General features: G+C 41.2%; 12 protein-coding genes. 6 read left to right on the top strand and 6 right to left on the bottom strand.

The window, feature by feature from the left end:
- Positions 1 to 89: 89 nt before the first annotated feature.
- The 3 genes from BQ5321_RS03215 to BQ5321_RS03205 form a co-directional block, all read right to left on the bottom strand.
- Positions 90 to 614 carry a Gx transporter family protein gene (locus BQ5321_RS03215; protein ID WP_071393187.1) on the bottom strand — a complete coding sequence of 175 codons (525 nt, stop codon included), beginning with the start codon at positions 612 to 614 and terminating at the stop codon, positions 90 to 92.
- Positions 615 to 629: 15 nt separating this feature from the next.
- Positions 630 to 1,088: a NusG domain II-containing protein gene (locus BQ5321_RS03210; RefSeq protein WP_071393186.1), complete on the bottom strand. Its 459-nt coding sequence runs from the start codon at positions 1,086 to 1,088 to the stop codon at positions 630 to 632.
- 147 nt (positions 1,089 to 1,235) lie between these two features.
- On the bottom strand, positions 1,236 to 3,083 hold the full coding sequence (locus tag BQ5321_RS03205; RefSeq protein WP_071393185.1) for an FAD-dependent oxidoreductase: 1,848 nt from the start codon (positions 3,081 to 3,083) through the stop codon (positions 1,236 to 1,238).
- Positions 3,084 to 3,690: 607 nt separating this feature from the next.
- On the opposite strand from BQ5321_RS03205, the gene BQ5321_RS03200 reads away from it, so the two are divergent.
- The 5 genes from BQ5321_RS03200 to BQ5321_RS03180 are packed head-to-tail and all read left to right on the top strand — an operon-like array spanning position 3,691 to position 8,196.
- A complete protein-coding gene (locus BQ5321_RS03200) occupies positions 3,691 to 4,749 on the top strand; it encodes an FAD:protein FMN transferase (protein ID WP_071393184.1) in 1,059 nt (352 codons plus the stop codon).
- Between the two features lie 26 nt (positions 4,750 to 4,775).
- Positions 4,776 to 5,714 (top strand): 1,4-dihydroxy-2-naphthoate polyprenyltransferase, encoded by a 939-nt coding sequence (gene menA / locus BQ5321_RS03195; RefSeq protein WP_071393183.1) that lies wholly within the window; start codon positions 4,776 to 4,778, stop codon positions 5,712 to 5,714.
- 12 nt (positions 5,715 to 5,726) lie between these two features.
- Positions 5,727 to 6,539 carry an energy-coupling factor transporter ATPase gene (locus tag BQ5321_RS03190; RefSeq protein WP_071393182.1) on the top strand — a complete coding sequence of 271 codons (813 nt, stop codon included), beginning with the start codon at positions 5,727 to 5,729 and terminating at the stop codon, positions 6,537 to 6,539.
- Positions 6,530 to 7,387, top strand: coding sequence for an energy-coupling factor transporter ATPase (locus BQ5321_RS03185; RefSeq protein WP_071396754.1), 858 nt, complete (start codon positions 6,530 to 6,532; stop codon positions 7,385 to 7,387). The genes BQ5321_RS03190 and BQ5321_RS03185 overlap by 10 nt, the downstream gene beginning before the upstream one ends.
- Positions 7,384 to 8,196 carry an energy-coupling factor transporter transmembrane component T family protein gene (locus BQ5321_RS03180; protein ID WP_071393181.1) on the top strand — a complete coding sequence of 271 codons (813 nt, stop codon included), beginning with the start codon at positions 7,384 to 7,386 and terminating at the stop codon, positions 8,194 to 8,196. The genes BQ5321_RS03185 and BQ5321_RS03180 overlap by 4 nt, the downstream gene beginning before the upstream one ends.
- Positions 8,197 to 8,255: 59 nt before the next feature.
- Here BQ5321_RS03180 and BQ5321_RS03175 read toward each other — a convergent pair whose 3' ends face one another.
- Positions 8,256 to 9,164 (bottom strand): glutamate biosynthesis transcriptional regulator GltC, encoded by a 909-nt coding sequence (locus tag BQ5321_RS03175; RefSeq protein ID WP_071393180.1) that lies wholly within the window; start codon positions 9,162 to 9,164, stop codon positions 8,256 to 8,258.
- A gap of 323 nt (positions 9,165 to 9,487) precedes the next feature.
- Between BQ5321_RS03175 and gdhA the strand changes: the two genes are divergently transcribed.
- The gene (gene gdhA / locus BQ5321_RS03170) at positions 9,488 to 10,858 is read left to right on the top strand and encodes an NADP-specific glutamate dehydrogenase (protein ID WP_139187869.1); all 1,371 of its coding nucleotides are present in this window, start codon (positions 9,488 to 9,490) and stop codon (positions 10,856 to 10,858) included.
- A 99-nt stretch (positions 10,859 to 10,957) separates the two neighbouring features.
- Here gdhA and BQ5321_RS03165 read toward each other — a convergent pair whose 3' ends face one another.
- Together BQ5321_RS03165 and BQ5321_RS03160 are read right to left on the bottom strand one after the other, a co-directional pair.
- On the bottom strand, positions 10,958 to 11,563 hold the full coding sequence (locus BQ5321_RS03165; RefSeq protein WP_071393178.1) for a hypothetical protein: 606 nt from the start codon (positions 11,561 to 11,563) through the stop codon (positions 10,958 to 10,960).
- Positions 11,564 to 11,572: 9 nt separating this feature from the next.
- Complete coding sequence (locus tag BQ5321_RS03160; protein ID WP_071393177.1) at positions 11,573 to 12,775, bottom strand: ParM/StbA family protein; 1,203 nt, start codon at positions 12,773 to 12,775, stop codon at positions 11,573 to 11,575.
- Between the last annotated feature and the right edge of the window lie 192 nt (positions 12,776 to 12,967).

Raw genomic sequence — 12,967 nt, 5'->3', positions numbered from 1 at the left:
AAGGTCTTTTTGGATCCTTTACCACTTTGCTAAAAAATCCCCTCAAGCAAAAAAGACCCCAAGCCTCCCTGGAATCTTTCGCAAAGTCTCTATTCATTTAAATATCGGTAATATACTAATTTTTCAACATGTGTCAGCAGATAGTTAGCAATAATACCGATGGCAATTCCAGACAGAATGCCGATGAAGGACATAACTGGTAAGTAGAGCAGCACGGTCCATGTCTTGGCAATGGTACTAGCAATCAGAAGCTGTCCGACATTATGCATAATCGCACCAGCCACACTTACACCAATTAGACTAATTCGTGATGGTCCTAATTGTTTGACAAGTATCATACCCAATAAGCTTAGGATGGCACCTGAAGCGCTGTACATAAAGGATGACAAATTCCCACCCAGTAACGCAGAGAGTGTAATGCGAATCAGCACTACCTTTGTCACATCCTTCACGGATAAAGTATAAAGGGCCATACAGGTAATCATATTAGCCAAACCTAATTTAGCCCCTGGCGCAAATGCAAAGGGGAAGGGAATGGCTCGTTCGAGTATGCTAATAATGACAGCTTGAGCCGCTAATAAAGCTATGTATACGATGCGCTGATTTTTTGTCATTTTATATACTCCCATCTACGAACTGATTATTGGTTCATCCTCAATGACGGTCCCACCGACTGTTTCCAGCTCAATGATGAAATTATGCGGCAGGCAGACAGCTGTTTCGCCAGGTTTGGAAAGGAAGCCAAATTGGACACATACCTGATCAGAGCAGTTTGCTCCTTTTATGCGAATCTCCTCGCCTCTCACTTCAACCGTATTAAAATCCTTATCAGAACTAAATACGTCAAAAACTTCATTTTCGGTATTGCCTGTTAATGTAATACGTCTCACTTCCTCATTATTGACAGAAATGACAGCGACGGTAACCCGTGGCCCCTCAAGACCCTCACCATGAGCTTGATTATAATTCCCGTTAGTTTTCTCGGCTTGCTGGTAACTAAAAACAGCAGCAGGAAGAAAAGAAAGCAGGACAAGAACGAGAGTCACAATAATATCCCAGCGTTTAATCATAGTGGAAAAACCCTTCACTTCTTTTCACTCCTTCACATCCAAGCTACATTTTAGTATAACAGCTAGCTTTTTCTAATAAAATATCATGATAAAGAATATTATTATGTAAAGATAATAAAGCGCGAGACATAAATACCTCACGCTTTACTATGTTGCACTATTTTATTATTTATCTTTATAAACGGAACGTTCTTTACCGTACCACCAGCCACCAAGGCCTTTTGCTAAAGCAGGTAATACATAGTAGTCTAAGCCTAGGAAACGGCCTGCACCATTCATTAAGGCGAAAGAAGCAGGAAGTGCCCAGAATTTATCCCAACCAAGCATAGCTGTTAGTGTGAACATGCATAGCATTCCAACACTTACAAAGTTAAATAACCATGTGAATAGACCAAGAACGATCGCAATACCCATAATCAATTCAACAAATCCGATCATTTGCTGCATGAAAATCGCCACTTCTGGAGTAGGCATCATAAGCTTCATGATAGCTGCGAACCAGCCTGGCATTGCATCTAAAATTGGAGGTGCAATAACTGTTGCTTCCGCACCGCCCTCAGCTGCCGCACTGGCACCTGTTGTTGCTGTTTGTAACCATTCGAAAGGCATTTTTACGGATGCATCTTTTACCCAAGAATCGCTGCCGATGCTAAGTTTCCCTGCTGCCCAGTTTGTTTCACCAAAGACCTTCTTACCGCCTTCTTCAATCCAGAACCAACCAAGGAATAAACGTAATGGGAAGCTCCAAATAACATTACCATAACGAGTTGTTACATCACGGAAGATATTTCGCTTATCTTTCGTATGGAAAATTTCGTGCTTAATATATTGCCAAATGTAGTATCCACTTGAGATTGTTAAGAAGTAGTAGATATTAACAATATGCTTCATAAAGTTTGCAAACCAGCCGCTTAAATGCATACCGCTTAAGTTTGCCACACCATATCTCGCACCGATAGAAACCATTGTGCCATGGTATTTGCCTTGGAATGCTGTTTTTTCTCCACCGCTGATTTCAGCAATGATATTCTTCGCTGCTGTTGCACCTGTTTGCTCAGCTGCCTCTACGATTTGCGGAATTGGCTTACCGTCTTCCTCGTAGTATGCTAAGTCACCCACAACATACGTATCTTTTTTGCCTTCAGCTTCCATATATTCATTAACAATTAAGCGTCCTGCACGACCTGATGACATACCATAATCTTTTGTATCAGAGTTCGCTTTAACACCTGCAGTCCAAATTAAAGTATGAGTTGGAATTTCCTCGCCAGACTTCAATACAATGGATTCTGCTTTTACTTCAACGATAGGAGCATTCTTAAGAATCTTAACACCCTGCTTCACTAAATAGCCTTCTGCTTTGTCAGCATCCTTACGATCAAGCATATTTAGGATAGTTGGTGCAGCTTCCACTACATATAAAGTGAACTCTTCTTCGTCAAGCTTGTACTCTTTTGCTAGTGTTGTTTTCCACTCAATCAGTTCACCGACCATTTCAATTCCAGTAAAACCAGAACCGCAGACAGTGAATGTCAGCATCGCACGGCGTGTTGCTGGGTCTTGAACATTTGCTGCTTTACGAACTGTGTGCTCAATATGCTCACGCAGTCTTACAGCTGCTTCCCATGACCAAAGCGTAAAGCCATGCTCCTGAACACCAGGTGTTCCAAAGTCATTTGCTTCGCCGCCCATACCTAGGATTAAATAATCATAGTTATAAGAGCCATGCTCTGTTGTGATTACCTTTTTATCATGATCAACATGCTTTACGTTATCTGTAACTAGATTAACCTTTGTACGATTAAACAGTCTACGTAAATCAAATTGGATATCCTTTGGTTCTACACGATTTGCAGCCACTTCGTGAAGCTCTGTCATCATCGTATGGTAAGAATGGCGATCAATTAATGTAATTTCAACTGAATCGTCACGTTTATACTTTTTAGCAAGTTTTTTGGCTGCGTGTACACCGGCATAACCCGCTCCGATGACCACTATCTTTTTCTCTGCCAATTGACTCATTCCCCTCTAAAAGTTGATATTAATTCTTTTTGTGAATAAATGAACAACCACAACCTATATACTACATCGATTGATAGACACTGTCTATACTGTTCACTAAAAGTTAACAAATTCCGACATGTTCACGAAATGTATAAAATCCCGATAATAACCATAATAAAGTCTATGTTTTAGCTAAAACAGATACATATCTCACCATTATATTAGCCAAAATCAGGTTTGCATCGTTGTATTACTCCCATAGACATCTCATATAAAAAAGGCTATTATGAGTTTGTCCTTTAGTATAGGTAACTATGCATAAATCCAGCATGCTTGCAACCAAGTGACTTTTATCCTAACAAGAAGCTGCTGAAGCAACTTTATTCCTATTGTCGAAAATGGAAAAACAGTAGGACTTCATTCTATATAAAGGAGGAAAATGGTCTGAGCTATAAATGCCTCATATATGCACTATAGTTGGAGATACTATTCCTATTAAATCTTACTGTTATTATCTACAGAAATATTGATTTCACTCATATATCAATTCATCGAAAGCGGTAATGAATGAAAGCATCTCTTTCGAAAGTTTTTTCTAAAGAAAGGTTTGAATAAGATGAAGAAAAACAAGCTCCTCTCACTACTCTTGGTGTTCCTATTATTCCTTTCCGGCTGTGCAGGCCAGGAAAAGGAAGCGAAGGGACCGGAATTACTAACCAGCCCTTATAAGAAAACCGAATTTATGATGGGAACAGTTGTAACGATAAAAATCTACGATGAAGGAAAAGAAGCGGTATTAGAATCAGTCTTTGATCGGATTAAATACTTAGCAGCCCATATTACGGTAAATGAAAATGAAGAGAAGTCAGAAATAGATGAGATTAACCGCCAGGCTGGCGTTGAACCGGTAAAGGTATCAAAGGATATTTATGAGCTAATTGAGGCGGGTGAAGCCTATAGTATTGATACGAAGGGTTCCTTCGACATTACCATCGGACCTCTGACAAATCTATGGCGCATTGGTTTTCCTGATGCTCGTAAGCCAGAGCAGGCGGAAATCGACGCTATCTTGCCACTGATTGACTATGGACAGGTTGAATTAAATAAGAAGGAACAGACCGTTTTCTTGAAAAAGCAAGGCATGCAGCTAGATTTAGGCTCGATTGCAAAAGGGTTTATCGCCGATGAAGTTGTTGAAGTGTTAAAAGAAAACGATGTAACAACGGCCATTATCGACCTAGGTGGCAATATCTATGTCTTGGGAAATAATCCTTCAGGACGGGAATGGACTGTAGGGATTCAAGACCCATTATCCACAAGAGGCGCCACCATCGGGAAAATTTCTGAGGCGAATAAATCGATTGTCACCTCTGGTATTTATGAGCGCTATCTAGAAGTAGGCGGAAAGACCTACCACCATCTCCTAAACCCTGACGACGGATATCCTTATATGAATGATATTGCCGGTGTTTCTATTGTCTCCGAAAAGTCAATTGATGGAGACGGATTGTCGACATCCCTCTTTTCAAAGGGGATCCAGGGTGGACTTGAGTTTATTGAACAGTACGAGGATACAGAAGCTATTTTCATTAGTACAGATAATAAAGTCTACGTCACTTCAGGCTTAAAAGATAACTTTGAGTTAACTAACGATGAATTCGAGATGGCTGAATAGCAGCCATCTCATAAGGAGGACCTAATATGTCACTACGTACCTTTTTAAAGCTCATCGAAATTCAAACAAAGGTGGCAAGCCTCTTTCCCTTCTTAGTAGGCTTGCTCTTTGTTATGTATCGATTCGAGTCGATTAAACCAATCAATACCATTATCTTCTTTTCATCAATGCTGATATTCGACTTAACGACTACAGCCATTAATAACTATATGGATTATAAAAAAGCAACGACAGATGAATATCGCAAACGAGAAAATATTATTGGTCAAGCTAACATCTCTGTTAGCTTAGTTCGCAACACCATCATAACCATGCTATTACTAGCAATAGGACTCGGTATTTGGCTAGTATTCCGTACCGATTTACTCGTGCTTTTACTTGGCATCCTTTGCTTTATTATTGGTGTCTTTTATACGTATGGACCTGTTCCCATATCCCGGATGCCGCTTGGTGAAGTATTTTCAGGGGTAACAATGGGCTTTGGAATTCTCTTCTTAGTCGTCTATGTGAATGCCTATGACCAGGGGATTGCCAATTTGTTTATTAATGGTTATACCTTATCGTTTGAAGCTAATTTAGCTCTATTAGGTGAAGTCATCTGGGTTTCGCTGCCTTGTATTTTTACCATTGCTAATATTATGCTGGCTAATAATATTTGTGATTTAGAGGATGATATCAAGAATTTCCGCTTTACACTACCGTATTATATTGGTAAAAAAAGCGCCATTGTCTTATATAATGTTCTATATGTTGCGACCTTTGTATCCATTTTAACAGCAGTGATATTTGACGTTTTACCAACCATCATGCTGCTTAGCCTATTTATTATCATCCCGGTATCCAAGCATATTTCTCTCTTCAACAAGAAACAAATTAAATCCGAAACCTTTCATCTCGCCATTAAAAATCTAGTACTCGTGAACGGATCCATTATTACGATGATGGTCGTATCCTTTATTGTTTAAGGAGGTATGGACATGTCCACACCGATTATAGAAGTGGAAAACCTCACCTTTCGTTATGATACACGCTTGAAAAAGGAAACGTTGGCAGACGTTTCTTTTTCCATCCCTAAAGGAGAATGGGTAGCCATTGTCGGACACAACGGCTCTGGTAAATCCACATTAGCCCGTATGCTGGTGGGCTTATTAACTCCGCAAAGCGGACGAATCAAGATTGCTGGTAGTGAAATGAATGAAAAGAGCAAATGGGAGCTGCGTCGTCGCATTGGTATGGTGTTTCAAAACCCTGATAACCAATTCATCGGCACTACCGTACAGGATGATGTCGCCTTCTGTCTCGAAAATGTTAATATGTCCTATCCTGAAATGAAAGCAAGAATTAACGAGGCACTTGAGCTGGTTGAGATGTCTGCCTTTCGTGAGCATGACCCTTCTCGGCTGTCAGGAGGGCAGAAGCAACGGGTCGCGATTGCAGGTGTTCTCGCCTTAAAGCCGGATGTGCTTGTGCTCGATGAAGCACTAGTGATGCTGGATCCAAAGAGCCGTCGCGAGCTCCTTTCCTCACTAAAGCAGCTCAATACGGAGCAAAATATTACGATTATTTCGATTACCCATGATATGAATGAAGCAGCAGCAGCCGACCGAATTCTCATGCTACGCGAGGGACGAATCGTGAAGTGCGGTTCGCCGCAGGCTGTATTTCAAGGTGAGCTGGAATGGGAGCCACCGTTCGCAGAGCGGTTAAGACGAACATTATTAGAACGAAACCGCGGCGTTCCGAACCGCTATATGACAGAGGAAGAAATGGTGCAATGGCTATGGAAGTAAGATTTGAAAAGGTATCTGCAGATTATCAATTAGGACCCATTCGGAGCCCGTTAGTGCTCAACGCTGTCGATGTCAGCATTGAATCCGGCTCCTATACAGCAGTAGTTGGCTATACCGGAGCCGGTAAATCCAGTCTACTTAAGGCTATGAACGGTTTGCTGTTGCCAAAGGAAGGGCAGGTGGCAGTGGGGGATATCGTGATTAAGGCCGATAAAAATAAACAGGCCTTGAAAACGATCCGCAAACGGGTTGGTATGGTGTTTCAGTTTCCTGAATCGCAATTATTTGCCGAAACCGTTGAAAAGGATATCTGCTTTGGTCCAATTAACTTCGGTATTCCCCTGGATGAGGCGAAGGAAATGGCAAGAAAGACCTTAGAGCAGGTTGGCTTGCAGGAGGATATTTTAGCAAAATCTCCATTCTCCCTGTCAGGCGGCCAAAAAAGACGAGTGGCCATTGCGGGAATTCTCGCCATGCAGCCGGATATTCTTGTTCTAGATGAGCCTGGTGCAGGGCTTGACCCTAACGGCCGCAAGGAGATTATGGATTTGATTTCCTCATGGCATCGTGACAGAAGCATGACAACCGTGCTCGTGACACATGATATGGAGGATGTCGTTACATATGCAGACCGTGTGATTGTGATGGAAAAGGGACAGATTGCACGTCATGATGATGTAAAAGCGGTATTTGCAGACCAGGAGCAATTGGAAAAATGGCATCTTGATGTGCCTGAAGCAAGAAGGTTCCAGCTCGACTTTGAAACAAAAACCGGAATCAAGCTGCCAAAGGTTTGTCTAACCGTCGATGATTTAGCCGATGCATTTATTGAGGTGGGGCTTGCATGAATAAATTAATTTTAGGACGTTATTTCCCAGGTGATTCTTGGATTCATCAGCTTGACCCACGGTCAAAGCTGCTCGCGTGTATATACTTTATTTTTGTCTTATTTTTAGCTAATAACTGGCAGACCTATGTACTGCTTTGGGCGTTCACGCTATTGGTTATGTATTTATCCGGGGTCAGCTTTAAGACCTATCTGCGCGGTGTCAGACCGTTGATTTGGCTCATCCTATTTACGGTCTTTTTACAAATATTATTCACATCCGGTGGGACTATTTACATTGATTGGGGACCGATCACGATTTCTGAGTTTGGATTAACAAACGGCGTCTATATTTTCTGCCGATTTGTCATGATTGTCTTTGTCTCAACTGTTGTTACATTGACGACCAAACCGATTGACCTGACTGACGGCATTAACTCCTTACTACGGCCACTCCGAGCTTTGAAGGTACCGGTTGATGAGTTTGCCTTAATGCTATCCATTTCCCTAAGATTTATCCCGAATCTGCTTGATGAAACGCAAAAGGTAATGGATGCTCAGCGTGCAAGGGGTACTGAGTTCGGTGAAGGCTCTCTTTTAAAACAGATGAAAACACTCGTGCCAATCTTCCTCCCCTTGTTTGTCAGCTCCCTAAACCGGGCAGAGGAGCTCGCTAATGCCATGGAGGTTAGAGGCTACCAGACGGGCGAAAAACGCTCAACCTTCCGCCAATTAAACTGGCAAAAACGAGATACGCTTTGTTTATTATTCATGCTAGCACTCACGATAGGTCTGGCAGTGCTCAGAGCTGAAGGCAGCATACTGCATTGATTTTACATATCTAACCAAAACAAGGATGTCCATGTGACATCCTTGTTTTGGTTAAACGTTTATTCATCCTGATACTGCTCATGTCGTGAGAAAAAGTCCATTAAAAAGTGGTAGAAAAGATTCTGTGTTGGCAGAAGCTGACGGTGCCTTGGAATAATTACACCGACAGTCCTTGTTACTTTAGGCTCTATAACAGGTATGATAACCGTTGATTTCGGCCGGTTATCAAAAATGGTCACCTCCGGGATTAACGTAACACCTAGACCTGCCGCAACCAGTCCCTTAATCGCATCAATATCCTCACCCTCAAAGGATACATTCGGTTGAAAACCAAGCTTCGCACAGGCTTCAACAAGGACCTCTCTTAGAATAAAACCATTCGGAAACAATATAAATGAATCATCTCTCAGCTGGCTTAGCTTTAATGATGTCTCCCCTGCGAGTCTATGATCTTTTGGCAGTAAGGCAACAAGGTCCTCGGTAAAGAAGATGCTTCCCTTCACCTTCTTTTCATCCATTGGTACTGGACCAAGCAGCGCCATATCAATTTCTCCCTTTGCCACTAGCTCAATAAGGTGATAGTAGGCACCCTGCTTCAGCTGGAACTTTACATTAGGATAGCGCTCACGGAAACCTGATATAGCGGTTGGCATTGTATGTGTAGCCAGACTGCTTGGGAACCCGACCCGAATCGTTCCTTGCCCGGGGTCTAAATATTCACTTATTTCGCGCTGTGCATTCTCAAGAATGGTGACAGCTTCCTCCATATGCTCAAGAAAAATCCTGCCTATAGGTGTCAGCTTGACATTCCTTCCTTCCCTCACAAACAGATCCACACCAAGCTCTGATTCCAGATTGAAAATTTGACGACTGACAGCTGATTGTGCTACATGTAAATGTAGGGCAGCATCTGTTACATGCTCTCTTTTTGCCACTTCTATGAAGTATTGAATTTGTCTAAGCTCCATTATATCCACCGCTCCATTGCCCATTAATCTCATACCGGCATCAATAATCCACAACCGATACAATATTTGTATAACATTCACATCAGTATCGTTTTTGACTAGTTTTTTGTAATTTTTTACATAATTATATCTAATTATAGCATGAATCACTGTCGAAATTGCAATAAAATTAGATATTATCTCATATCGGCATTAGTTATATCTATATTATATATTGTTTAGATAACTTATCGCATATAAAATATGGGTAGACATAAAAACTTAAATTATAAACCTTTATATATTAATTAATACTATTCTATAGTAGGCTAATCGAAAGGATGATGATTGTGAATACAGTAACAAAAACTCAAGGAGCACTATATGTGCAGCAGGTATTTGAAGCAGTTAAAAAGCGTAATCCAAACGAAAATGAATTCCACCAAGCCGTAAAGGAAATTTTAGACTCGCTTGTTCCTGTATTCGATAAGCACCCGCACTATATGGAGCAAGGTGTTCTAGAGCGTGTGGTTGAACCTGAAAGACAAATTATCTTCCGTGTACCATGGGTAGATGATCAAGGTAAGGTACAGGTTAACCGTGGATTCCGTGTTGAGTTCAACAGTGCAATTGGACCATACAAAGGCGGTTTACGTTTCCACCCATCCGTAAATGCAAGTATTATTAAATTCCTAGGCTTCGAGCAAATCTTCAAAAACTCTTTGACAGGACAGCCAATCGGTGGCGGTAAAGGCGGCTCTGATTTCGATCCTAAAGGAAAATCAGATGGTGAAATCATGCGTTTCTGTCAAAGCTTTATGACTGAGCTTGCCAAGCATATCGGACCTGATACAGACGTACCTGCAGGTGATATTGGTGTCGGAGGAAGAGAAATTGGTTATATGTTCGGCCAATACAAGAGACTTCAAAATGCCTTCCATGCTGGCGTATTAACAGGTAAGCCAGTTGGCTTCGGCGGAAGCTTAGCACGAACAGAAGCTACAGGCTACGGTACGGTTTATTTCGTACAGGAAATGTTGAAGGATAACGGACTTAGCTTTGAAGATAAAACAGTTGTTGTATCTGGTTCAGGAAATGTATCGATCTATGCTATGCAAAAAGCGATTGAGTTAGGTGCAAAAGTTGTGGCATGTAGTGACTCTAACGGCTATGTATACGATAAAAACGGTATTAATCTTGACACGGTGAAGCGCCTTAAGGAAGTAGAAAGAAAACGTATTAGCGAATATGTAAAAGAGCATCCAAATGCGGATTATTTCGAAGGCTGTGAAAACATTTGGTTAATTCCATGTGATATTGCCCTTCCATGTGCAACCCAAAATGAAATCGATGAAACTTCTGCAAAAATACTTGTAACAAATGGCGTTAAAGCCATCGGTGAAGGTGCTAACATGCCATCAACATTAGAAGCCATTGAAGTATTCCTTTCAAATGGCGTTCTATTCGGACCTGCAAAAGCAGCTAATGCCGGCGGTGTAGCCGTTTCAGCCTTAGAAATGGCTCAAAACAGCGCAAGAATCTCTTGGACGTTTGAAGAGGTTGATGCCAAATTACATGAAATCATGGTCAACATCTATCGTAACAGCAAAAATGCCTCTGAAGAATACGGCAGCCCTGGTAACCTTGTTGTAGGCTCCAACATCGCCGGATTCCTAAAAGTAGCAGACGCAATGATCTCACAAGGAATCATCTAATCCTGCAACACAGTAAAGCAGTGGGGGACAGTCCCCCACTGCTTTACTGTGTTAAAGAAGACGACATAAAAAAGGAGGCGAATTCCGCCTCCTTTTTTATTAACTATTCATTTTATCTAGGAAACCGCCAAGCAGGTCATCAACGTCCAGTTCCTCGGCATTATCTTCTGCTTCCTCCGCTTCCTCTTGTTTCGCACTATCCCAATCAAAGCTGTCTAAATCATCATCAAAATCAAGTAACGGTTCATTCGCAGTCTGCTCATCCAGCTCAGAATCCTCGTTCAACAAACTTTCTTTTGCAGCTGCTACATGCGGAAGTCCTGCTTCCTCCTGAAGGTACAGCGCTTCATCCAAATCAAGCCGATTGCTGTTAAAGGATGCCAGCAAGGAAGAGGCCCGAACCGGGTCTGAAATGATCTGATAGAGGATACTACCTAACAAGGCTTCCGAGTGTTCATGCTTCAGCCAGTCCCGATGTGCCTTTGTTAAGCTCTTCGGTAGCGGAATCGTAACCATTTCTCTGTCTCTTAAGGAAGAGCTGTTCACTCCTTCGATTACGAAGTCAGCGATTTTACTAGAAAAATTCCTGCGCTCTGTTTCCTTTAATCGCGTCAATTGTTTTAATATATGGTCTGGTGTATCAGAAGGGATCCGAAAGGATATCGTTTGCCCCCTCGTAATCTCATTTGCCGAAGTCCTTTTCATTTAATCACCTTATTTTACATTTGCTGATTTTTTCGATTCTCCTGCCTTAGGCTCAGCTTGTTTTGCTTTTGCCTTTTCCTGTTTACGCATAAAGTCAGTAATGAGCTTGTAATAAGCATTGGCCATCATCCAAATACTTTCCTTCTCATCCTCAAAGAAATCAATATTATAGCCATCAAGGCTGTTATTTAAAGTCTTTAGATAATCCTTTAGCACATTAGAACCACCGCCAACAAAATAGCAAATTTCTGTTTGCGAATTCTTCTGCCAAGTATTACGTAATAAACGATACTGTTTTTTAGCTAAGTCTAACAGAATTCGATCCGTAATATCATGAACGCTTGTACGGCTTCCCTTCACCATAATATGGTTGCGATCATGCTTTTTCGTTAAAATTTCAACTACATCTCTACGGCTGTCCAATTCAACGCCATGCTTCTGTCTGATTTCCTCACGAATCTGCTCCAATGATTCAGAAACACCTAGATTAAAGCCCTGTGCTTTATCATCATCCACGTTTCTATTCTTAATAACAGCGATATCAGTTGAAAGTCCACCAATATCCTGAATAAGAATACGCTTATCGATTAGATCCTTATTAATAATGTTTAAATTATTATCCATAACAAGGTTAATATAAGCCGCAAACCCTTCCGGATACACCTTAACCTCATCAAACTTCAAATTGACCTTGATGCCTTGGTATTTCGGTGTCACTAAAAATTCAACCTGGTGTACAGATCCTAGCAATCTAGAACGATAGCCTGCATCTCTTCCTTCCTTTACTTCGCGAAGGGGGAGGCCAGTACCTAAAGTATATTGTGCATCAATGACATTTCCATTCTTGCGGAAAAGCTGAGCATTTTCATCTCTCACAGCATCCAATGCTAATGTCGTGAAAAGCATAATTAATGTTTGATCTTCTTCGGATTTACTGCTTCCGGGATCAAGCTCCGTTGTATTGTTGCTCTTTGTAGCAAGGTTCCCCACACGATAAATCACATTATTCTCTTTAAGAGCAGGGGAGTGGACTCTTACGTGGATTCCGTCTAGAGGATTTTTGCTATTTAATTCTTCAATCCCGATAACCGGGCGATCTTCGACATCTCTCGCAATAATATTAGGGATATTCAGTTCATAATCTAATACTCCAAAAATAGCTTTAATAGAATCATTACCTACATCGACAGCGGCAATTCTAGAATTTGACATCAACATACTTCCTTTCCATTTCCATAAAATAGGATACAAATAAATCTATTAAATGATCTAGTTGTGTTCTTTTAGATTACACAAGATTGGTAGGTTTTTCAATAAACGAAAGTAAAAAGTAATAAAAGTGTAACAAGCAAACAAACACGTTTACATGCATACAAGTTTACGATACTTGTAAACTTGCAATAC

Source organism: Bacillus tuaregi (assembly GCF_900104575.1).
GTDB classification, from domain to species: Bacteria; Bacillota; Bacilli; order Bacillales; family Cytobacillaceae; genus Bacillus_BD; species Bacillus_BD tuaregi.
The sequence above is the reverse complement of the archived record's forward strand: the minus strand, read 5'-3'. Positions and strand labels throughout refer to the sequence as shown.